Here is an 18,631-nt window from a genome sequence, read left to right as displayed (position 1 = left end):
GGTTGATGCTGATTAATTTGATTTTCAGGATTATAGCGCTGCGCGACACTCTGTCCATCTGCACTGGAGAGAAAAAATGAAAGAGATTCTGGATCGCGAAACGCTGGCCCGTCGGGCCCCGAAACTGGCTGAACTGACGCAGCAGGTGCTGTTTGATGATATCTGGCAGCGCGGCGTGCTCTCCGCACGGGAACGCAGCCTGCTGACGCTGGCGACGCTAACCGCGCTGGGCCGGGTCGCGCAGTTGCCCTGGCATATTGATTTCGCGCGAAAAAATGGGCTGACGCAGGAGGAGCTGATCGAAGGCTTCACCCATCTGGCGTTTTACGCTGGCTGGCCCGCGGCGGTGACGGCGCTGAGCTACCTTGAGGAGAACAACTGATGCCCTTAACCCGTATCACCCTCGGCCAGGCTTACAGTGAGGCCAGCTTACAGCAGATCTCCGCGCTGCTGCATCAGACGCTGGTGGCGGAATTTGCGGTGCCGGTTGACGACTGTTTTCAGCTGTTTGAGGTGCTGCCGGCCCACCAGCGAATTTTTGATCGTCACTACCTGAGCAAAGGGCGCAGCGAAGCCTTCATCCTGTTTCGGGTTACCGCCGGTCGGCCACGCACCCGGCAGCAGAAGCAGCGCTTTTATCAGCAGCTTTGCGCCGCATTGCAGGCCACGCTGGGAGTCGATCCCGATGACGTGATGGTCATCATCCAGTTCAACAGCAGTGAAGACTGGAGCTTCAGCGGCGGCAGAATGTTAGCGGAGGTGACGTCATGATCGTGATGCATTACCGCTTTACGCTGCCGGCAGATTACCCGATGACGACGATTGAGCAGCGTATCCGGCTGAACGGCGCGAGGCTGAACGGGTTTCCGGGTCTGATCGCCAAGGCTTTTCTCTATGCCCGGCGGGATGATGAGGAACTGGCGATGGCAGAAAATCGTTATGCGCCGCTCTATTTCTGGCAGGATGCGTCAGCCATGCAGCGTTTCCTGCAAAGCGCGGGATTTCAGCGCCTGGTGGATGACTTTGGCTGGCCGGTGATAGAGAGCTGGCTGGCGCTGAATGCGGATGGGGTGCCGGACAATCTTGACCAGGCGCGCTTTATCGCCCTGCGCCGCTGGGCGATCGCTCCGCACAGTTGCCTGGCCGATCTGGCGAATGAAACCGGCTTTTGCGCCTGGGATGTGAGCCGCTGGCAGGGAGTGACCGTCACGGCGTCAGCCGGGCGTCCGGCCGGTGAACAGGACGTTTATCGTATCGGTTATCTGGCACGCGGTGCGGCGGCGTCAGGGGATCAGACCGGATAGGGCGATAGCCAGCAGCACGATTCCGCCCAGGGTATTGATATATTTACGCAGGGCAAAGGTGCTGATGGCGCGGGTTGAGGTCATCAACAGCTGGCTGGCACCGCTGAGCCACCCCGCCATGATCACAATATGCACCGAGGCCAGCAGCATAAAATCGCGTACATTGCCGGTCTGGCTGGTAAAGCGCGATACTACGGTCAGGTAGAGCAGAATGGCTTTAGGATTGAGCAGGTTCGCCAGTAAAGCCTGAGAAAGCGTAACCGGCTGCGGGTCGGGGCTGTCAGCCTGATGGCGGGCCCGCACTCCGCTGATGATTAACTGGCTGCCCAGCCACAGCAGATAAAGGGTGCCGGCAATCTGCAGAATATGAAACAGAGAGGGTAAAGCCATCAGCATTGACGAAACGCCTAATCCAACCAGCAGGGCGTGGCAATAGATCCCCAGTGCGGTACCCAGAATAATCGTCGCGACGCCGCGCCAGCCTTCGGCCAGCGCACTGTTAATGGCAAGCGTAAAACTGGCTCCCGGTGACAGCGCTATCGGTAAGATGGCAACAATGAAACCGCTATAATCGATCTGCATCGGAACAGGTTGCTCTCCAGGATGAGAGGGTCACAGCGCGAGAATCGCCTCAATCTCAATCCGTAAATCCGCCGAGAAAAGACCACTGACCTGCACCAGCGAACTGGCAGGCAGATGAGCGCCATAGTAGCGGAACAGGACTTCGCGTAATGCCTCAATGTCGCTGAATGCGGTGATGAAAATGGTCACCTTAATCAGTGAAGCCAGCGACGTCTGCTCAGCCGCGGCGATCAACTCCAGTTGGGAAAAGATCGCTTCCGCCTGCTGCGCTATGCCGCTGTGCTGAGCCGGCGTCCCAAAGGCGGTGAGGCCGGAAACGTACAGCGTATCACCATGTTTCACCGCATGGACATAAGGCGCTTTCACCTCGCCGAGTTGCGGATAATTTTTACGTTCAGGTTGCGGCATGATCTCTCCTTCAGGCCTGAGTCAGTGCAGGCAGGCACCGTCCGTCCGCTTTAGTGGGTCAGCCGCTGCTGACAGATGAGGTGATCAGCGGCCGCCTGCCGTTGCGCATCCGGTGATAGCTGTTGCCAGTCGTGAATCACCTGACGGGCCAGCGCCGGTTTAAATGTTATCTTCTGCAGCGCATAGTCAGAGTTACTGCCCTCAACGATCTGCTGCATCTGTGGAATAAACTGCTGCTGATCATGATGATCGATGCCGCAGAACACCGCAACGTAATAGGCTTTATCTTCGCTGCTGAAGTGTGGCATCAGCCACCAGCCCGCCAGTGCCAGCACCGCCAGCAGAGGAATCATCCATTTAAGTTTCGCTTTCATCAACACCGCCACCTGTTATCGGCCAAAGAGGTCTGTCAGATCTACACCGGACAGAGGGCGCGTATCCTGCCATAGTTCCGGCGCGTCGTTAACCTCGTTTTCCTGGCGTTGAGCAGCGGTTTAGCGCTGGGTTATGCGGTCGTTGCGTCAATCAGCCTGGCGCTGATCTGCGCATCTGGCATCATCTGTTGCAGGCCGGAAACCAGATCATCACTGGCCTGTTGCAGCGCGGTCAGCGGCATTTCCGGCAGGCTTTCAAGGATAAACCACATCTGACGCGCCTGCGCATCCAGCCGGGTTCTGACGCCCTGACGCCAGTTCCAGCGACGGCAGGTGATGCCCTGATCGTCGCGCCAGATCACTTCTCCTGGCTCCGGCGATTCAAAGACCACTTCGCCCTCTTTAACCGTATCAAACGACTCGCTGCCATCCGCGATCGCCAGGCGCGGCGCACCAACGTAGGCGGCAATATTTTCCCCGCCGACCGGCAGCGCGTACTGAATGCTGATGGCATTATAGAGATCGACAACCGGATCGATCGCTGGCATCCCGCCATCCCGCAGGACCCGCTTGCGCAGCGCGTCTGCCGAGCAGGGAGTCCGTTTCGCTTTGGCACCAAAGGCTTTGAATACCGTCGCCCAGGCCGCGAGATGGGCGTCAGCCCATTCAACATCCTGTTCCAGCACCTGGCGGCACGCCTTTTGCAGCGCCTGTTGCGCAATCTCAGGATGGGTGACTGGCGCGGCTTCCACCACAATACTCATGGCGCGAAAGCCGGGTGCCAGCGCAAATACGGCCGGGTCGATTGACGGATCAACAGATAACATTGGATAATCTCTCAGTGACTAATTTATTTCATAGTAATGACCGATGACCAAAAAAGTCAATATATCGACCGATGCGGGTGCTGACGTAGCCAGCGTCAATCAGGCTGTCTCGGAAAGCATCAAAAGCTGGCGTAAAAGCCAGAAACTCTCGCTGGATGAATTATCCCGCCGGGCGGGCGTCAGTAAAGGGATGCTGGTGGAGATCGAGAAAGGCGAAGCCAATCCCAGCATTGCGATTTTGTGCCGGATTGCCGCTGCGCTCGGCGTCTCGGTGGCAGATATCGTCAATGTCACGCATGCGCCTGCCGCCTGGCTGATTGATAAAAGCGCAATGCCCACCTTGTGGCGCGGCGAGCAGGGCGGGAGTGCGCAACTGCTGGCTGGCACCCGCGGTCCTGACATGATTGAACTGTGGCGCTGGCAGATGTTTGCCGGTGAAAGGTTTAGCTCGGCGGGACATTCCGCCGGGACGCTGGAACTGCTGCATGTTGAAGAAGGTACGCTGGCGTTAACCGTCGGCGACCAGACGTTAGTCGTTCAGCCAGGTTGCGCAGCGGTGGCGCGTACCGATATGCCACACGCCTACGCCAGCGCCGATCAACATCCGGTGGTGTTCACCATGACGGTCGCCGAACTGCAGCGTTAATCATTTTCCGCGGCGGCCAGCGTTTCACCGGGAAATGCCAGCAGCAGAGTTTTCAGCATTCCTTCCAGGGCCGCGCGTTCTGCCGCCGTCAGCGGAGCCAGCACCGCATTCTGAGTCGCCGTATGCACCGCCAGCGCCTGCTCAATACAGCGCTGACCCTGCGGCGTCAGCCCCACCAACGTGCTGCGCTTGTCGTCGGGTGACGCAACCCGCGCAATCAAACCGCGCTGTTCCAGCCGTTTCAGGCGATGGGTCATGGCACCGGAGGTCACCAGCAGCGAGGTATAAAGCTGGGTGGGTGACAGGCAGTACGGCGTGCCGGCCCGGCGCAGTGTCGCCAGCACATCAAACTCACCGTCATGGAAATCGAAAGGCTCCAGCGCCTGACTGCGGGCTTTTGCCAGATGTTTCATCAGGCGCAGCATTCGGCCCATGATGCGCATTGATGAGGCATCCAGCTCTGGCATCGCGTTGTCCCACTGGCTGACGACAAAATCGATATGGTCCTGCATGATTTACCTGCTTACTGTGTGGTTATGTTGTCAGGTTGTGCTCAGCCCCTTACTGCCGGACCTGTTTTATCTTAACGTTAAGATAAATAGTGACAGCCTGTTGCTGTCAGCGTCTATCCTCTGCACGGAGCCGGCTATGAAGAACACCCTGTTGTTTCCCGCTATATTCGCACTGATCGTCTTTGTTGTCGGGCTGAATCTGCGCCCGATGCTGGCGATTATCGGCCCACTGTTTCCGGCGTTGCAACAGCAGGCGGGTCTGTCGGCGACGGCGTTCAGCCTGCTGACCACCCTGCCGGTGGCGATGATGGGCCTCGCAGCCCTGGCGGGACCCTGGCTGCTGGCGCGGATCGGGACCGTACCGGGGATTGCGGCAGGACTGCTCTGCCTGGCGCTGGCCGCGCTCTGGCGCGGTTATGCACTTTCGCCACCGCAGCTGATCCTCACCGCCCTGGCTGGCGGGGCCGGAATTGGCGTGATCCAGGCGCTGATGCCAGCACTGATCCGCCAGCGTTACACTGGTGCGGCACCCACGCTGATGGCGCTGTTCAGCACTGGCATTATGGCTGGTGCGGCATTGATGGCGGCCAGCGCTGAGCCGCTGTTTTCGCTGCTCGGTTTACGCTCAGCGCTGGCGATTGCCGGTGGGCTGTCGATCTTTACCTTACTTCTCTGGTTGTCAGTGAATCCACGCGGGCCGGTTAACCATCCGGCACCCGCTGCGGTTGCGCTGCCCACGGCGCGAACCTGTTTACTGTTGCTGTTCTTTGGTATCGGGACCGGGGCTTACACGCTGGTGCTGGCATGGCTGCCGCCATTTTATATCCAGGCGGGCTGGAGCGCCCGCAACAGCGGCTTTCTGCTCGCCGGGCTGACGCTGACGGAAGTGGTGGCCGGTCTGGTGATCTCGGCGGTTCAGCACCGTTTTCCCGATCGTCGCTGGTTACTGCTGCTGGTGCTGGCCCTGTTGCTGGCTGGCCTGCTCAGTCTGATTGTGGCACCTGGCGCGATGCCGGTGCTGTCGACGCTGCTACTCGGCAGCGGCATCGGTGCGCTGTTTCCGCTGTCGCTGATCGTCACGCTGGATCATGCCCGAAATGCCAGAGAAGCGGGCGTGCTGTTATCACGGGTGCAGGGCGGCGGCTATCTGATTGCCGCCGTGATGCCGCTGGTGGCGGGCTGGGTACGTGACAGCGGCGCATCACTGACCGGTGCCTGGCTGATCATGAGCGTCGGGGTAGTGGTGCTGATGGTGATCGCCTGGCGGTTCCGACCGCTGTCGGGCTGAAGGGCCTGCAGCAGATGCCGACAAAATGATTGTCGTCTGGCATGCTGGAAAGCAGGCAATTAATCAGGAGCGGCAATGAAAGTCATCGGTTTGTTAGGCGGTATGTCGTGGGAGTCAACCGCGCTCTACTATCGCATCATTAATCAGCAGGTTAAACAGCGGCTGGGCGGGTTGCATTCGGCGCAGCTGGTGCTGTACAGCGTCGATTTTGAACCGATTGAACAACTTCAGGCGGCCGGGGAATGGCAGCAGGCGGGTGAACGACTGGCCGCGGCGGCACGCAGTCTGGAGTGTGCCGGGGCAGAATTTATCGTGCTCTGTACCAACACCATGCACAAAGTGGCCGCGCAAATCAGTGCGGCCACCTCCCTGCCGCTGTTACACATCGCGGATGCGACCGGGCAGCGTATCCGTCAGGCCGGCTTCAGCAAGGTAGGCTTGCTGGCGACCCGGTTCACTATGGAACAGGCGTTTTATCGCGGGCGGCTGGAAGCGCAATGTGATCTGGAGGTGATCATTCCGGATGAGGAGGACCGCGTTTTTGTCCATCAGGTGATCTACCAGGAACTCTGCCTTGGCACTATCAATCCGGTTTCCCGCCATCGCTTTCAGCAGATTATGCAGCGGCTGGTGGAGGAGGGCGCACAGGCGATTATTCTGGGTTGCACTGAAATCACCCTGCTGGTGGATGAGAGTGATGCCAGCGTCCCGTTATTTGATACCACCCTGATTCACGCCGAAGAAGCGGTCATCCAGGCGCTGAAATAGCGGTTTCTCTTTACTGCGGCAGGCTCACTGCCCATTTACCCGGAGCACCCATGAAAATAGAAAATTTGCCGTTTGGACTCACCCATTGGGATTTGATTGATGAAACCGTTCATCCCGGTGAACAGGGCCAGGCTATCTGGTGCACCGCGCAGTTTAATGCTATTCGCGTCAGGATCGTGGATTACTCACCGGGATATCTCGCCGATCACTGGTGTATCAAAGGTCACATTCTGCTGTGTCTCGCTGGCGAGCTGCATACCGAACTGGCCGACGGTCGTCGCTTTGTGCTGACGCCGGGCGTCAGTTATCAGGTGGCAGATGATGCCGAACCGCATCGCTCTTCGACGCCGGTGGGCGCGCGGTTGTTTATTGTCGATTAACGGCCGGCGGTCTGATAAAGGGTGGCGCTAAACCTCCCTTTGTCATGGTGAATAATCACGTTGTTGACACTTATAAAAGTAAACTGAAGCAGCTTTATAAAAATCAGCAAAATTAATAGCTTAATTCATCGGAGTAATCTGCTTCTGACAGGATTATTTCTCATCAGGCTGTATGCTTGAGACGGTAAACACCGTTCTGCCTTAACCTGATGTGGGGAAACCTGTGCTGATAAAAAAGAAGAAAGTAAGATCGCATACCGAAGATCGCCTGCTGGCGCTGGTACTCGCCACCACCGCTGGCATCCTTAACGCGATGGCGCTGGGTGCCTTCGGGTTTTTCCCGTCGCACATGACCGGTAACACTTCGCAGATATCTACTGAAGTCACCACCAGCGATCTGCATACGCTACTGTTTTTACTGGCGCTGATCACCGCCTTTGTGATGGGTTGTACCGTGGCCCGCCTGGCGGTCATCATCGGCCAGAAGCATAAGCTGCGCACTATTTTTTGTCTGATCATTCTGGCCGAAGGGGTCGCGCTGACCGCAGCCTCGATCTTTGAAACGATGTTTTTTACGCCACGCTTCAACGGTGAAGTGCTGGTTTTGCTGGGATTCCTGATGGGGATTCATAATGCCACTTCGACCCAGCTCTCAAATGGTCGTGTCCGATCGACGCATATCACCGGCACATTAACCGATGCCGGTATTGCGCTTGGGTCGTGGCTCTCCTCGCATGTGTCGCATGACGAAAGTGGCGAACGGCGTTTTTTCCAGAAGGTGCTGCATACCCATCTGACCACGGTGTTTTCGTTTCTTATTGGCTGTATTGCCGGTCTGCTGCTGTTCAAAAGCTACGGTTTTAACGCGATGATCGGATTGGGGCTATTCCTGATGGTGGTGGCGCTGGGCGCTATCGCCATTACCGTTCAGCGATCCCGCAGGAGCTTTTACTGATCTACCGCCACAGCGGCCCGATGCCAGCCGGCATCGGGCCAGCGATCACTGCACTGTGCGGGTCGGCCGCACCACGATTTCATTCACGTCTACCTCATCCGGCTGCTCAATGGCATAACGTACCGCGCGCCCAATCGCCTCGGGTTGCAGGGCTATCGCCCGATAGTCGGCCATTGCCTGCGCGGCGGTCGGGTCAGTGATGGTGTCAGCCAGTTCACTTTCAACCACGCCCGGATGCACACAGGTCACGCGAAGCTGGCTGTTCTCCTGACGTAACCCATCGGATATCGCCCGCACCGCATACTTAGTGGCACAATAAACCGCCGCAGTCGGTGAAACCGCCAGCGCCCCAATTGAGGCGATGTTGATGATGTGTCCGGAGTGGCGGGCCAGCATCGGCGGCAGCACAGTGGCAATGCCATACAGCACGCCTCTGATGTTGACATCAATCATCCGATCCCACTCCTCTACCCGCAACGAAGCCATCGGTGACAGCGGCATAATGCCCGCGTTGTTGATCATCACATCGACCCGACCCCACTGTTCCAGAGCGAACTCAACAAACTGATCCACCTGCTCACGCTGCGTCACATCCAGCGCTTTAACCGCCACTTCAGCCCCGTCGAATCGCAACGCGTCGGCCAGTGCGTGAAGCCGCTCTTCGCGCCGGGCGCCCAGCAGCAGTGTTGCCCCGGTTTTCGCCAGTTCACGGGCGATACCCGCACCAATGCCGCTTGATGCACCGGTAATTAAAATCACTTTCTTCGTCATATTGTTTCTCCTGTTGTGGTGTAGCTGGAGATGCTACGACGGTTAGGCTATAAAGATAATCCACCTGCTGCTTCATGAACTGGTAACTACAACTAATCAATGATGACCGATAAAAATGCGCTGGAAGTGTTTGTCATTGTGGCGCAGACGCGTAATTTTCGTCTGGCGGCTGAGCAACTGGGTGTTACCCGTCCGGCCATCAGCCAGACGCTACGGCGGCTGGAAGACCGGCTGAACCTGACGCTGATGCAGAGGACGACCCGCAGCGTTCAGCTCACCGAAGCGGGGCAACGGCTCTATAACGAGGTAGCACCGGCGATCAATCAACTGAACCGCGCCGTCACCGATATCGCTGAACTGGCCGCCGTTCCGCGTGGACAGTTACGGCTGGCGATCTCATCCATTGCTGAGCGAATGCTGAGTGGTGAACTGCTGGCGAGCTTTATCCGCGCTTATCCGCAGATTGAGCTGGATATCACCGTCACGGATGAGGAATTTGATATTGTCGAACAGGGCTACGACGCGGGTGTCCGGCTGGGTGAGGTGATCGCGCAGGATATGATTGCGGTACCGGTATCCCGCGCTCAGCGCCAGGTGGCGGTGGCATCGCCTGCTTACCTGGCCCGCCAGGGCACGCCGCAGCATCCGCATGAACTGATCCAGCATTGCTGTATCGGCTGGCGGAAAGGGCCGGGCCTGTCGCCTTATCGCTGGGAATTTGCTGAGCAGGGGCGTGAATTTGAAGTGGCGGTTAATCCGCAGCTGACCACCAACGATATGGGGGTGATGATCCGCACCGCCTGTGCCGGCGGCGGCATCAGTTTCGGTATGGAAGAGACGTTTCAGCCTTATATTGCGCGCGGGGAGCTGGTGACGCTGCTGGATGACTGGTTGCCCGCATTTGCCGGTTTTTACCTCTACTTCCCCAGCCGGAAGAATCTGGCACCCAAGCTACGCGCGCTGATCGATCACGTAAAGTTGTGACAGCGTGGCAAGAAGAGCAGCACGCCCGCCGTAACGGACGTGATGGGCTTATTTTTGATACTGCTGGTCAGTGACCGGTTCCAGCCAGTCCACCGGGCTGCCGTTAACGGATTCCGCGATGGCAATATGGGTCATGGCGTTGTCCGGGGTTGCGCCGTGCCAGTGCTTCACATTCTCCGGTATCCAGACGATGTCGCCGGTATTCATGACCCGAATCGCTTCGCCCTCACACTGAATCCAGCCCTGACCCTGGGTGATAATCAGGGTCTGGCCCAGCGGATGCGTGTGCCAGACAGTGCGCGCACCTGGTTCAAACGTGACGGTTGCGCCACCGACTCGTGCCGGTGCGTCTGCCTGGAATGGGGCGTCAATCCGCACCGTGCCGGTGAAATAGTCAGCAGGGCCCTGGCGTGAAGGCAGGGAGCCGTTAGCGATAATCTTCATTTTGTTCTCCACTCATCATGTGATGTCCCGAAGTTTAGCAACCCGGACGCCTGCTGATTAGCCAGCATAACCCGCAAGCGTTTATGAGCAGTATTCATTAATCATCAGGCGCATTACGGCTGTCAGCCTCAGGTCGTCATGTTATAGCGGGTAATAATATTGATTTTTGAATAGGGCGCAGCGGGTGCGGAGGCAGGCAGAAAACCGTGAAATTCCAGCAGCGTTCTGAAGGCGTGCTGTGCATCAAGCTGTAAATTATGTTCGATCAGCGCATCAATTTTACCCGCCTGCAGCAGCGCGCGGTTTTCCCGATCAAGATCGTGTCCGATAAAGGCGTTAACCGGCCGGTTAAGCTCGTCAAAAGCCCGTAAGATACCCGGATTACCGCCGCCGACCGTGTAGACCGCGTCCGTGTCCGGGTGCGCCTGCAGAAAATGTTTAAGTGACTGGTACATCAACGGATCGATGCCATAACCACCCGCCACCACGCTGACCCGATGCTGCGGCGCAAACTGCTGAATGGCGCGTTCGAAACCCTCAATCCGCTCCTGCTCCCCGATAAAGTCTCTGCTGCCGGTGATCGCCACAATGTGGGATTGCTCAGACCGCAGCCATTTTGACATTAAAAACGCGGCAACCTTCCCGGCGTCGTAATTATCCATGCCGATATAGCGCAGGCGCGCACTGCCCGGCAGATCGCTCATCACCGTCACCACCGGCACACGTTGTTTCAGCAGGGTATCGATGGTCGGATTCAGCAGTGCCGAGTGGGCCGCTTTGAGAATAATCCCGTGGCTGTGGAGCGCATTTTTGTTCAGAAGCGCATTGACCTGCTCTGCGGTTAAGTTCTCGCTGAAGTGAAATCGCAGCTGCAGTTTAAACCGGGTAAAGCTGGCAATCTGACTGCTGAATGCTTCACGCACCAGCTCACGAAAGCGATCGGGTGTATGCATAATCACATCGAACCACAGCGTTCTGCCTTTTGCCCGCGCCGTTTTCTGTAGTAATTCCAGGTCGGCTATCGCCTGCTGAATGCGATGCTGCGTTTGCGGATGCACCCTGCCGCGCTGATGCAGCGCCCGATCAATGGTTGCCAGGCTCAGACCGGACTGAGCGGCTATCTGTTTTAAGGTGAATTTAGCCATGCGTCACTCTGAAGGCGAGGGGTTATCACTCGTTTTATCACACTGCGGGTGCTAAACCTTGCCTGATTTAGCCGTCCGGTTTCAACGATATCGCCGCCGCAGAAAAGTGGCTCTGTTAAGTTAAACCGGATGAACGTTTCACACCGCCAGATCAGCGGATCTGTATCATAATATGAATAGCATTAAGCCGAGGTTTCAGGTCGGGATAAATATATTACCGCAGTTACCCCGTGTTATCTGGCGGTTATATCTTTCGCGTAGCCCCGCTGACGAAATAGTGCCAGATATTATTCTGAGGCTGTTCGAATAATAACCTTTTCTGCCGCTTCGCTTATATTTTCCTGAACGCGGCCCTTTTGTTTTTTGACTTCCAACGATGCTAAACTGTATATGCATACACCGTCTGGAGGTCGTGTGAAGTACGACGAAGAAAAAGATATTCGCGCGCTGGTTGGCGCAATAGTTAGCGATCTGATTAAGAACGGGCAGCCTGTGCATTTTCATGATATTACCAATGCGCTGTTTCGCCTGAGTGAAGAGACGCGAGATAACCGATTGAAAGCGCTGTGCCATGAAGCGATCGGCTTTTTTACCCGCAAGATGCACTAAGAATGATGGCGTTGCGAATAAACGTCAGCATCATTGAAATCGGTTCCCCTTAATTAATCCTGTCAGACATAATGGATATTTTCCCCGTGATTTTTTTGCACTCTGATTAAGCAGGGGAGTCTGATTATTGTGGCGGGATGAGCGAGGGTATGACCTCTTGCCGCCAGCAGAGTTAATATCCCGACAGGAATCGTCATCCTAAAACTGCCGCGTTTTTATCCGTTTCGGATAAGCCTGCTGTTATTGAACAGTATCTGTTCGGATAAGGCGTCTGTTACCTGAAATCTATTTCACGCCAGCTGGCTCTGTTGTTCAGGTGGAGCCATGCGTATTCGTCATCACCCGTAACGGAGCGGTTGCGTTAACCTCGTCAGTGCGCTGGTCGGGGCTTTGAGGTGCGGGCCGGCGGAAACAGCGACAAAAGCGGGCTGCAGCGGTGAAAATGTTTCAATGCCGTCCGCAACGCGCTATAAAGATCCTTCGCAGGGGTAAACCATCCTGACAGGCCCTGAAGCAGGCCAGAAAGACGCGGACCAGAAACAGCACGGAACCAGAACAGGCTGCATTCCGCTGTTGCCGGTTAACCCGCGCCGGGGTGATGAATCGGGGCCAGCGCCATTAAGGATAAAAACATGATCTTCTCGGATGTTGAAACGCACTACATCAGCAGCAATCAGGACAGTCGGCTGGTCAGATATGACATTATCAAGACCGATGATGATACCTACGTGGTAAAAGTGATTGATAATAAACATCACAACAATACGCAGCGTGACTATTTCTCTGAAGTAACGACGTTGATCATCACCCGCGATGATTTCAATCTGGAAAATAATATCGGTTCGGCGTCGGTTGTCAGAAACCGTATGCCCACCACCTTCAGTGGTCATGTGCTGGTGAAGTGTCAGCAGCATCGGGATTCACTGGATTAATCCCGTCAGGCGCATCCGTTGAGGCAGGAATTGAAAGCAAGCGGAGTAAGGCTGGGGCAAAGAAACTATTCCACAAGAGGGCTTCCTGCGCGCCGTTGAGCGCGCAGGCGTGGGGATCAGATACCGGCGTCGTCCGGCGTCCGGCCCACTACGATCTCCAGCGTTTTGCGTAACACATCCAGTCTGACCACGTCTGAGGTCGTCTCCAGTTCCGCAATCAGATAAAGAATGATGGCTTTATTGGTTACGCGTCCCTGATCGGCGACGATGTTCCGGATGATGCCGCCCAGCAGTTCGGTTTCTGAAGCAAGCTGATCGCCGGCACTGCGAAAAAACTCAATGATGGTTGGATCTGAAGAAGAGCGTTGCATGATTTTTCTTTCTCTGCAGAAAATTCGTTAGGTGCATCGAATAAGGCCAGAAACGAGTCTCCTCGTTGCGACGTTTTGCCCGGCGTGAAGGGACATTTTCAGTGCCGCGTTCACCTCGGGAGATGCTTTAATTATTGTCAGAAGTCACGCAAAAAACGGATCGATTAGTGTTTTTTCGAACCTTCAGGTGGGCCATCGTTATTCAGACGGTGTGACACATTTTCACGATCGGGAAGCGCACTGCCAGCCCGCTTACGGGCGGCCACCATGCCATTGCGCACTTCGGTAATCGCTTTGCGGATCGTCATCACCTTCGCGTCTTCGTCCGTCTCTGCGGCCATAAGCTCCAGCTGATTGATCAGGGCATGACTCGACACCGGTTTGTCTGACTTGAGTAGTGTCAGTACGGCTTCGCCGATCATGACATCTGTCAGTTTCTCATCATCACTTCTGTACATACTGGCTTCTCTGATTTACGAATTAATGGCCACGTTGCGGCTCCTGATGTAGAAACAGGCGCCGGTGACGGGGCGCCTGAAACGGGACAGCAACACTGGGCTTCGTTAATGCGAAAAATAGTCCGATCAGAATTGCTGTGAGCTGAGACGTACTGCATCTCCATAACGCCGGGGATCCGTATTACTCTTCCCGACGGAAAAGGAGCCCGATCAGTTCATGCAGATGACTTTCATCCTCTGGCGTAGAGGCAAGTTCCAGTCGACGCAACAATTTGCTGCAAATCGCTTTACGACTCAAATTTTGACCTGCGCGCAGAATTTCAACCACAATCTCTCCCAGCGTTTCCTGCTGTGAAGGCTGACTGGCTTGATTGAAGTAACGGGCAATGTCGCTGATGGCTTCCGGTGCATGTCCGTTCTGACGCATAGTAGTGTCCTCAGATGGTTAAATGTATCGCGCTCTGGATGCGCAAGTTATACATCTTTCAAAAACTTGTACAGAATTTTGAATTTCCTGAGAAGATTTTTTTGTGCAAAAAATGCTATTTAAAGATAATCAGTATGTTACGAAGTGTTTAATGCGGGGTAAAAACGGCTGAGTGATGGCGGATTAAGCCATTTGCCCTTCCGGCCTGTACAACTGCTGCACAGGCCGACAGTCAGGCAGAACCAATCGTTCAGCGTTTAAAGAATATATCATCAGCGGATTCGGTGGTGCTAGTTTTGTCTGCGCTAAGCGGCTTCGATAACCATCCGGCCTGTTTATTGTTGCGAGCGCCGATGGTTTTAAAACCCATCAACCACTGTCGTACCTGATGCAACTGGTCCAGACGTTTCTCATCCACTTCTGAGGCAGACATAGCCTGCAACTCACCCATCAGCATCTCGACATTCACTTCCTGACCTGCATCGATCAGGTTCATTGCTGCTTCGCCAATGATGACATTCGCTTTTTCGTCGTTTGAAAAATACAAATTATCCTCCCTGGTTTTATTACGGTAAGTAACATTCACTGTAGCAAAAAAATTCACTAAATTTAATAAAACATGCCTATCAATAACCATTTATTGATTGGAGCAGTTTAACGACCATGACGGAAAATCCTGTCTGACGGTCGATCGCCGGCCAATGGGTTCCACCGCGCCTTACCCCGATTTCACACCAGACATCAGCCTTCAACCGCGCTGTCAAATCGGGCGACGATCAGAAGTTTTAGTATCAGCCTCTGCGCGAAAGAGATTATCGAAGAACCCTGACTTTTTATAACGCATTATGAATCAATCACTAAATAAAAATACTTACACAACTTGTCATAACGGCGCTGCTGCTGAAGAAACTTCACAAAAGCGGGCTGTCGCAAAGGTATAGCCTGTGCTATAAAAAATAGCACTGGCTAATTTAGTGTTATTTTTAATCACCTCTGGAGATCCTGCGATGGTCCCGACAAAGAAAACCGCAACGCTGCTGGGCAGCCTGCTGCTGACGGCGATAATGACAACCAGCAGCTATGCTGCAGAAAAATTTAAGGTCGTCACCACCTTTACGGTGATTGCCGATATGGCAAAGAACGTCGCGGGTGATGCCGCTGAGGTCACTTCAATCACCAAACCGGGTGCAGAAATCCATGAGTATCAGCCGACGCCCGGCGACATTAAACGCGCCCAGGGCGCGCAGCTGATCATGGCCAACGGGCTGAATCTTGAACGCTGGTTCCAGCGCTTTTATCAGCATCTGGAAGGCGTGCCGGAAGTGGTGGTGTCGCAGGGGGTGAAACCGATCGGCATTGGCGAAGGGCCCTATAACGGCAAGCCCAATCCACATGCCTGGATGTCGCCGGATAATGCGCTGATTTATGTGGATAATATCCGTGATGCGCTGGTGAAGTATGACCCGGCCAACGCTGAAACCTATCGTCAGAATGCCGCCAGCTATAAGCAGAAAATCAACGCTGCGCTTGAGCCGTTGCGCCAGCAAATCGCCGCCATCCCTGAAAACCAGCGCTGGATGGTGACCAGTGAAGGTGCGTTCTCCTATCTGGCTCGTGACCTCGGGATGAAAGAGCTTTACCTCTGGCCGATCAATGCTGACCAGCAAGGCACGCCGCAGCAGGTGAGAAAAGTAATCGATCAGGTCAGAAAGGAGGCGATTCCGGCTGTGTTCAGCGAAAGCACCGTCTCTGACAAGCCTGCCCGTCAGGTGGCGCGTGAAACCGGCGCCCACTACGGCGGCGTCTTATACGTTGACTCGCTAAGCCAGGCTCAGGGGCCGGTACCGACCTATCTTGATCTGCTCCGTGTCACCACTCAGACGCTGGTCAACGGCATTAACGCCGGGAGGAAAGCGCCATGACCGACACCATTGTGGTTTCCAATGTCAGTGTCACCTACCGTAACGGTCACACGGCGCTGCGCGATGCCAGCTTCAGCATTCCTGGCGGTTCCATCGCCGCGCTGGTGGGGGTAAACGGTTCTGGTAAATCAACGTTATTTAAGGCTCTGATGGGGTTTGTCCGGCTCTCCGGTGGCACGATTTCGGTGCTGGGCATGCCAACCCGTCAGGCGCTGCGCCAGAGTCTGGTGGCTTATGTGCCGCAGTCGGAAGAGGTTGACTGGTCATTTCCGGTGCTGGTCGAGGATGTGGTGATGATGGGCCGCTATGGCCATATGGGGCTGTTACGGCGGCCAAAACCGCAGGATCACGACAGGGTGAATGATGCGCTGGCACGGGTCGATATGCTGGCTTATCGCCATCGGCAGATCGGTGAACTCTCCGGCGGCCAGAAGAAACGGGTATTTCTGGCCCGCGCCATTGCGCAGCAGGGCAGCGTCATCCTGCTTGATGAGCCGTTTACCGGCGTCGACGTTCAGACCGAGGCGAAAATCATCAGCCTGCTGGGCGAGCTGCGTGATGAAGGGAAAACCATGCTGGTCTCAACGCACAATCTGGGATCGGTGACCGAATTTTGTGACTACACCGTGATGGTTAAGGGCACCATCCTCGCCAGCGGTCCTACCCGCACTACCTTTACCGCCGCCAATCTTGAGCGGGCGTTCAGCGGTGTGCTACGTCATGTCGCCGTCAGCGGACTGGACGATCACATCATCACCGATGATGAACGCCCGTTTATCGCACCGCGCAGCGCACTTCACGACGGAGACTGACCATGAATCTGCTGCTGGAGCCGTTCGGATACCATTACATGCTCAACGCGATGTGGGTTTCTGCCATGGTCGGCGGACTGTGCGCGTTTCTCTCCTGCTACCTGATGCTCAAGGGCTGGTCGCTGATGGGAGATGCGCTGTCGCACTCCATTGTGCCCGGCGTTGCGGGCGCTTACATGCTGGGCCTGCCGTTTGCGCTGGGCGCTTTTCTGTCGGGCGGGCTGGCGGCGGGCAGTATGCTGTTGCTCAATCAGCGGACCCGGTTAAAAGAAGATGCGATCATCGGTCTGATCTTCTCCTCTTTTTTTGGCCTCGGGCTGTTTATGGTGTCGCTCAATCCGACCGCGGTGAACATCCAGACGATTGTGCTCGGCAACATCCTGGCGATTGCCCCTGCCGATATTCTGCAACTGGCGCTGATTGGCGGGGTTTCGATCATCATTCTGCTGTTTAAGTGGAAAGACCTGATGGTGACCTTTTTTGACGAGAATCACGCGCGGGCCATCGGTCTGCGACCTGAACGGTTAAAGATTCTGTTTTTTACGCTGCTGGCGGTGTCAACCGTGGCGGCGTTACAAACGGTAGGGGCCTTTCTGGTGATCTGTCTGGTGGTGACGCCAGGCGCGACAGCCTGGTTGCTCACCGATCGCTTTCCGCGCCTGCTGATGATTGCGGTAACCATAGGCAGCGTCACCAGCTTCCTTGGTGCCTGGGCGAGTTACTATCTCGATGGCGCGACCGGCGGCATTATCGTCGTAGCGCAGACGCTGTTATTCCTGCTGGCGTTTGTCTTCGCGCCAAAACATGGCCTGCTGGCGAACCGTCGTCGTGCCCGCAGTGATGCTGAGAAGGAGCCAGGTTAATGTGGATTTTTGAACCTTTCCAGTTCGCGTTTATGCAGAATGCGCTATTGATTGCGCTGGTGGTGGCGATCCCTTGCGCCTTGTTGTCGGTATTTCTGGTACTGAAAGGCTGGGCGCTGATGGGTGATGCGATGAGCCACGCGGTCTTTCCCGGCATTGTGCTGGCGTGGATGCTGGGCATTCCGCTGGCGATTGGGGCCTTTGCCGCCGGGCTGTTTTGTGCAGTTGCCAGTGGTTTTTTACAGGATAACAGCCGCATCAAGCAGGACACGGTGCTGGGCATCGTCTTCTCCGGCATGTTTGCGGTCGGGCTGATTCTCTATATCGCCGTGAAGCCTGAAGTCCATCTCGACCATATTTTGTTTGGCGACATGCTGGGCATCACCGGTGCCGATCTGATCCAGACGCTGCTGATCGCGGCACTGATTGTCGCGGTCATTGCGGTGAAGTGGCGTGATCTGATGCTGTTCAGCTTCGATCCGCAACAGGCGCAGGTGTGTGGTTTGCCCGCGCGGCTGATGCATTATGGTCTGCTCTGCATGGTCTCGCTGACCATTGTCGCGACGCTGAAAGCGGTGGGCATTATCCTGTCGATCTCGTTACTGATCGCGCCGGGTGCCATTGCGCTGTTGCTGACCCAACGTTTTTCCCATGCGTTGCTGGTGGCGGTTGCGGTTTCCGTGCTGGTGTCGCTGAGTGGCGTTTATCTCTCTTTCTTTATCGACAGCGCACCGGCGCCGACCATCGTGGTGCTGTTCGCGCTGGTGTTTATTGTCGCGATGATCGTCTCCGGGCAGAAAGCCCGGCGGCTGGAACGCCAGCGGATTGCGGCTTCGTGAGCCACCGCGC

General features: G+C 55.8%; 27 protein-coding genes. 15 read left to right on the top strand and 12 right to left on the bottom strand.

Annotated features, from left to right (window positions below):
* Positions 1-76: 76 nt before the first annotated feature.
* Genes LZU96_RS20300 through LZU96_RS20290 form a run of 3 tightly spaced genes read left to right on the top strand, consistent with a single transcriptional unit; the run spans position 77 to position 1,304 of the window.
* The gene (locus LZU96_RS20300) at positions 77-382 is read left to right on the top strand and encodes a carboxymuconolactone decarboxylase family protein (protein WP_233988362.1); all 306 of its coding nucleotides are present in this window, start codon (positions 77-79) and stop codon (positions 380-382) included.
* Entirely contained in the window at positions 382-771 is a 390-nt protein-coding gene (locus LZU96_RS20295) for a tautomerase family protein (protein WP_233988361.1), read from the top strand. Before LZU96_RS20300 ends, LZU96_RS20295 begins: the two co-directional genes overlap by 1 nt.
* Positions 768-1,304 (top strand): DUF4865 family protein, encoded by a 537-nt coding sequence (locus LZU96_RS20290; RefSeq protein WP_233988359.1) that lies wholly within the window; start codon positions 768-770, stop codon positions 1,302-1,304. The genes LZU96_RS20295 and LZU96_RS20290 overlap by 4 nt, the downstream gene beginning before the upstream one ends.
* Here the strand turns inward: LZU96_RS20290 and LZU96_RS20285 are convergent.
* The 4 genes from LZU96_RS20285 to LZU96_RS20270 form a co-directional block, all read right to left on the bottom strand.
* A complete protein-coding gene (locus tag LZU96_RS20285; RefSeq protein ID WP_233988358.1) occupies positions 1,284-1,886 on the bottom strand; it encodes a LysE family translocator in 603 nt (200 codons plus the stop codon). The genes LZU96_RS20290 and LZU96_RS20285 overlap by 21 nt on opposite strands.
* 30 nt (positions 1,887-1,916) lie before the next feature.
* Positions 1,917-2,294 carry a RidA family protein gene (locus LZU96_RS20280; protein WP_233988356.1) on the bottom strand — a complete coding sequence of 126 codons (378 nt, stop codon included), beginning with the start codon at positions 2,292-2,294 and terminating at the stop codon, positions 1,917-1,919.
* 50 nt (positions 2,295-2,344) lie between these two features.
* Complete coding sequence (locus LZU96_RS20275) at positions 2,345-2,668, bottom strand: hypothetical protein (protein WP_233988355.1); 324 nt, start codon at positions 2,666-2,668, stop codon at positions 2,345-2,347.
* A 131-nt stretch (positions 2,669-2,799) separates the two neighbouring features.
* Positions 2,800-3,495, bottom strand: a complete 696-nt coding sequence (locus tag LZU96_RS20270; protein ID WP_233988354.1) for a B3/4 domain-containing protein — start codon at positions 3,493-3,495, stop codon at positions 2,800-2,802.
* A gap of 43 nt (positions 3,496-3,538) precedes the next feature.
* Between LZU96_RS20270 and LZU96_RS20265 the strand changes: the two genes are divergently transcribed.
* Positions 3,539-4,141, top strand: a complete 603-nt coding sequence (locus LZU96_RS20265; RefSeq protein ID WP_233988353.1) for an XRE family transcriptional regulator — start codon at positions 3,539-3,541, stop codon at positions 4,139-4,141.
* On the opposite strand, the gene LZU96_RS20260 is transcribed toward LZU96_RS20265, so the two are convergent.
* Positions 4,138-4,653 carry a MarR family winged helix-turn-helix transcriptional regulator gene (locus tag LZU96_RS20260; protein ID WP_233988352.1) on the bottom strand — a complete coding sequence of 172 codons (516 nt, stop codon included), beginning with the start codon at positions 4,651-4,653 and terminating at the stop codon, positions 4,138-4,140. The genes LZU96_RS20265 and LZU96_RS20260 overlap by 4 nt on opposite strands.
* A 136-nt stretch (positions 4,654-4,789) precedes the next feature.
* Between LZU96_RS20260 and LZU96_RS20255 the strand changes: the two genes are divergently transcribed.
* From LZU96_RS20255 to LZU96_RS20240, 4 genes are all read left to right on the top strand, one after another.
* Positions 4,790-5,941, top strand: a complete 1,152-nt coding sequence (locus LZU96_RS20255; protein ID WP_233988349.1) for an MFS transporter — start codon at positions 4,790-4,792, stop codon at positions 5,939-5,941.
* Positions 5,942-6,016: 75 nt separating this feature from the next.
* Positions 6,017-6,709, top strand: coding sequence for an aspartate/glutamate racemase family protein (locus LZU96_RS20250; RefSeq protein WP_233988347.1), 693 nt, complete (start codon positions 6,017-6,019; stop codon positions 6,707-6,709).
* Between the two features lie 50 nt (positions 6,710-6,759).
* Positions 6,760-7,089 carry a DHCW motif cupin fold protein gene (locus tag LZU96_RS20245; RefSeq protein ID WP_233988346.1) on the top strand — a complete coding sequence of 110 codons (330 nt, stop codon included), beginning with the start codon at positions 6,760-6,762 and terminating at the stop codon, positions 7,087-7,089.
* A gap of 223 nt (positions 7,090-7,312) precedes the next feature.
* On the top strand, positions 7,313-8,044 hold the full coding sequence (locus tag LZU96_RS20240; protein WP_233988344.1) for a YoaK family protein: 732 nt from the start codon (positions 7,313-7,315) through the stop codon (positions 8,042-8,044).
* Positions 8,045-8,089: 45 nt separating this feature from the next.
* On the opposite strand, the gene LZU96_RS20235 is transcribed toward LZU96_RS20240, so the two are convergent.
* Entirely contained in the window at positions 8,090-8,815 is a 726-nt protein-coding gene (locus LZU96_RS20235; RefSeq protein WP_233988343.1) for an SDR family oxidoreductase, read from the bottom strand.
* A 99-nt stretch (positions 8,816-8,914) separates the two neighbouring features.
* Between LZU96_RS20235 and LZU96_RS20230 the strand changes: the two genes are divergently transcribed.
* A complete protein-coding gene (locus LZU96_RS20230) occupies positions 8,915-9,799 on the top strand; it encodes a LysR family transcriptional regulator (RefSeq protein WP_233988342.1) in 885 nt (294 codons plus the stop codon).
* A gap of 48 nt (positions 9,800-9,847) precedes the next feature.
* Here the strand turns inward: LZU96_RS20230 and LZU96_RS20225 are convergent, their stop codons facing one another.
* Together LZU96_RS20225 and LZU96_RS20220 are read right to left on the bottom strand one after the other, a co-directional pair.
* Positions 9,848-10,243, bottom strand: coding sequence for a cupin domain-containing protein (locus LZU96_RS20225; protein ID WP_233988341.1), 396 nt, complete (start codon positions 10,241-10,243; stop codon positions 9,848-9,850).
* 128 nt (positions 10,244-10,371) lie between these two features.
* Positions 10,372-11,388: a substrate-binding domain-containing protein gene (locus tag LZU96_RS20220; protein WP_233988339.1), complete on the bottom strand. Its 1,017-nt coding sequence runs from the start codon at positions 11,386-11,388 to the stop codon at positions 10,372-10,374.
* A gap of 414 nt (positions 11,389-11,802) precedes the next feature.
* On the opposite strand from LZU96_RS20220, the gene LZU96_RS20215 reads away from it, so the two are divergent.
* Positions 11,803-11,997, top strand: a complete 195-nt coding sequence (locus LZU96_RS20215; RefSeq protein WP_233988338.1) for a hypothetical protein — start codon at positions 11,803-11,805, stop codon at positions 11,995-11,997.
* A 632-nt stretch (positions 11,998-12,629) separates the two neighbouring features.
* Positions 12,630-12,929, top strand: a complete 300-nt coding sequence (locus LZU96_RS20210) for a hypothetical protein (protein ID WP_233988337.1) — start codon at positions 12,630-12,632, stop codon at positions 12,927-12,929.
* 116 nt (positions 12,930-13,045) lie between these two features.
* Here the strand turns inward: LZU96_RS20210 and LZU96_RS20205 are convergent, their stop codons facing one another.
* The 4 genes from LZU96_RS20205 to LZU96_RS20190 all read right to left on the bottom strand — a co-directional run bounded on the left by LZU96_RS20205 (position 13,046) and on the right by LZU96_RS20190 (position 14,732).
* A complete protein-coding gene (locus tag LZU96_RS20205) occupies positions 13,046-13,300 on the bottom strand; it encodes a biofilm/acid-resistance regulator YmgB/AriR (RefSeq protein ID WP_233988336.1) in 255 nt (84 codons plus the stop codon).
* A 164-nt stretch (positions 13,301-13,464) separates the two neighbouring features.
* The gene (locus LZU96_RS20200; protein ID WP_233988335.1) at positions 13,465-13,758 is read right to left on the bottom strand and encodes a hypothetical protein; all 294 of its coding nucleotides are present in this window, start codon (positions 13,756-13,758) and stop codon (positions 13,465-13,467) included.
* Positions 13,759-13,939: 181 nt separating this feature from the next.
* Positions 13,940-14,185 (bottom strand): regulatory protein YcgZ, encoded by a 246-nt coding sequence (gene ycgZ / locus LZU96_RS20195; protein WP_233988334.1) that lies wholly within the window; start codon positions 14,183-14,185, stop codon positions 13,940-13,942.
* Positions 14,186-14,435: 250 nt separating this feature from the next.
* Positions 14,436-14,732 (bottom strand): hypothetical protein, encoded by a 297-nt coding sequence (locus tag LZU96_RS20190; protein ID WP_233988333.1) that lies wholly within the window; start codon positions 14,730-14,732, stop codon positions 14,436-14,438.
* 460 nt (positions 14,733-15,192) lie between these two features.
* Between LZU96_RS20190 and LZU96_RS20185 the strand changes: the two genes are divergently transcribed.
* From LZU96_RS20185 to LZU96_RS20170, 4 genes are read left to right on the top strand one after another with little or no spacing between them, the layout of a single operon-like run.
* A complete protein-coding gene (locus LZU96_RS20185; protein ID WP_409520453.1) occupies positions 15,193-16,107 on the top strand; it encodes a metal ABC transporter substrate-binding protein in 915 nt (304 codons plus the stop codon).
* Complete coding sequence (locus LZU96_RS20180; RefSeq protein WP_233988332.1) at positions 16,104-16,919, top strand: manganese/iron ABC transporter ATP-binding protein; 816 nt, start codon at positions 16,104-16,106, stop codon at positions 16,917-16,919. Before LZU96_RS20185 ends, LZU96_RS20180 begins: the two co-directional genes overlap by 4 nt.
* A gap of 2 nt (positions 16,920-16,921) precedes the next feature.
* Entirely contained in the window at positions 16,922-17,782 is an 861-nt protein-coding gene (sitC, locus tag LZU96_RS20175) for an iron/manganese ABC transporter permease subunit SitC (RefSeq protein WP_233988331.1), read from the top strand.
* Positions 17,782-18,621 carry a metal ABC transporter permease gene (locus tag LZU96_RS20170; RefSeq protein WP_233988330.1) on the top strand — a complete coding sequence of 280 codons (840 nt, stop codon included), beginning with the start codon at positions 17,782-17,784 and terminating at the stop codon, positions 18,619-18,621. The genes sitC and LZU96_RS20170 overlap by 1 nt, the downstream gene beginning before the upstream one ends.
* Positions 18,622-18,631 lie beyond the last annotated feature (10 nt).

Source organism: Pantoea agglomerans (assembly GCF_021397715.1).
Taxonomy (GTDB): domain Bacteria; phylum Pseudomonadota; class Gammaproteobacteria; order Enterobacterales; family Enterobacteriaceae; genus Pantoea; species Pantoea astica.
This window is presented reverse-complemented; position numbering and strand designations above follow the sequence as displayed.

Excerpts from the sequence above, each read along its gene's own strand:
- LZU96_RS20300 (WP_233988362.1), top strand. The coding sequence starts at position 77 with ATGAAAGAGATTCTGGATCGCGAAACGCTGGCCCGTCGGGCCCCGAAA.
- LZU96_RS20295 (WP_233988361.1), top strand. The coding sequence starts at position 382 with ATGCCCTTAACCCGTATCACCCTCGGCCAGGCTTACAGTGAGGCCAGC.
- LZU96_RS20290 (WP_233988359.1), top strand. The coding sequence starts at position 768 with ATGATCGTGATGCATTACCGCTTTACGCTGCCGGCAGATTACCCGATG.
- LZU96_RS20285 (WP_233988358.1), bottom strand. The coding sequence starts at position 1,886 with ATGCAGATCGATTATAGCGGTTTCATTGTTGCCATCTTACCGATAGCG.
- LZU96_RS20280 (WP_233988356.1), bottom strand. The coding sequence starts at position 2,294 with ATGCCGCAACCTGAACGTAAAAATTATCCGCAACTCGGCGAGGTGAAA.
- LZU96_RS20275 (WP_233988355.1), bottom strand. The coding sequence starts at position 2,668 with ATGAAAGCGAAACTTAAATGGATGATTCCTCTGCTGGCGGTGCTGGCA.
- LZU96_RS20270 (WP_233988354.1), bottom strand. The coding sequence starts at position 3,495 with ATGTTATCTGTTGATCCGTCAATCGACCCGGCCGTATTTGCGCTGGCA.
- LZU96_RS20265 (WP_233988353.1), top strand. The coding sequence starts at position 3,539 with ATGACCAAAAAAGTCAATATATCGACCGATGCGGGTGCTGACGTAGCC.
- LZU96_RS20260 (WP_233988352.1), bottom strand. The coding sequence starts at position 4,653 with ATGCAGGACCATATCGATTTTGTCGTCAGCCAGTGGGACAACGCGATG.
- LZU96_RS20255 (WP_233988349.1), top strand. The coding sequence starts at position 4,790 with ATGAAGAACACCCTGTTGTTTCCCGCTATATTCGCACTGATCGTCTTT.
- LZU96_RS20250 (WP_233988347.1), top strand. The coding sequence starts at position 6,017 with ATGAAAGTCATCGGTTTGTTAGGCGGTATGTCGTGGGAGTCAACCGCG.
- LZU96_RS20245 (WP_233988346.1), top strand. The coding sequence starts at position 6,760 with ATGAAAATAGAAAATTTGCCGTTTGGACTCACCCATTGGGATTTGATT.
- LZU96_RS20235 (WP_233988343.1), bottom strand. The coding sequence starts at position 8,815 with ATGACGAAGAAAGTGATTTTAATTACCGGTGCATCAAGCGGCATTGGT.
- LZU96_RS20230 (WP_233988342.1), top strand. The coding sequence starts at position 8,915 with ATGATGACCGATAAAAATGCGCTGGAAGTGTTTGTCATTGTGGCGCAG.
- LZU96_RS20225 (WP_233988341.1), bottom strand. The coding sequence starts at position 10,243 with ATGAAGATTATCGCTAACGGCTCCCTGCCTTCACGCCAGGGCCCTGCT.
- LZU96_RS20220 (WP_233988339.1), bottom strand. The coding sequence starts at position 11,388 with ATGGCTAAATTCACCTTAAAACAGATAGCCGCTCAGTCCGGTCTGAGC.
- LZU96_RS20210 (WP_233988337.1), top strand. The coding sequence starts at position 12,630 with ATGATCTTCTCGGATGTTGAAACGCACTACATCAGCAGCAATCAGGAC.
- LZU96_RS20205 (WP_233988336.1), bottom strand. The coding sequence starts at position 13,300 with ATGCAACGCTCTTCTTCAGATCCAACCATCATTGAGTTTTTTCGCAGT.
- LZU96_RS20200 (WP_233988335.1), bottom strand. The coding sequence starts at position 13,758 with ATGTACAGAAGTGATGATGAGAAACTGACAGATGTCATGATCGGCGAA.
- ycgZ (WP_233988334.1), bottom strand. The coding sequence starts at position 14,185 with ATGCGTCAGAACGGACATGCACCGGAAGCCATCAGCGACATTGCCCGT.
- LZU96_RS20185 (WP_409520453.1), top strand. The coding sequence starts at position 15,193 with ATGGTCCCGACAAAGAAAACCGCAACGCTGCTGGGCAGCCTGCTGCTG.
- LZU96_RS20180 (WP_233988332.1), top strand. The coding sequence starts at position 16,104 with ATGACCGACACCATTGTGGTTTCCAATGTCAGTGTCACCTACCGTAAC.
- sitC (WP_233988331.1), top strand. The coding sequence starts at position 16,922 with ATGAATCTGCTGCTGGAGCCGTTCGGATACCATTACATGCTCAACGCG.
- LZU96_RS20170 (WP_233988330.1), top strand. The coding sequence starts at position 17,782 with ATGTGGATTTTTGAACCTTTCCAGTTCGCGTTTATGCAGAATGCGCTA.